The 238-nt window shown below is 61.8% G+C and carries 1 protein-coding gene; it reads left to right on the plus strand.

Annotation, left to right across the window (positions count from 1 at the left end):
• Positions 1–238, plus strand: a 238-nt coding sequence (locus AAEZ10_RS27740; RefSeq protein ID WP_350571886.1) for a Clp protease N-terminal domain-containing protein, incomplete at both ends; no start/stop codon positions are given.

A 238-nucleotide genomic window follows, 5' to 3' on the forward strand; every position in this document is an offset into this window, starting at 1 on the left:
GTCCATTGCCGTAGGCCTGGATCACCCTTCCATCGAGCCACTGCACCTGATGCAGGCGCTGCTTGAGCAGCAGGGCGGTTCGATCAAGCCGCTGCTCATGCAAGTCGGTTTCGACCTCAATGCCCTGCGTCAGGCGCTGACCAAAGAGCTGGATCAGCTGCCCAAGCTGCAGAACCCCACCGGCGACATGAACCTGTCGCAGGATCTGGCTCGCTTGCTCAATCAGGCGGACCGCCTC

The sequence above is a fragment of the Pseudomonas sp. H26/SER47-MNA-CIBAN-0231 genome (assembly GCF_040310465.1).
GTDB lineage: Bacteria > Pseudomonadota > Gammaproteobacteria > Pseudomonadales > Pseudomonadaceae > Aquipseudomonas > Aquipseudomonas atacamensis.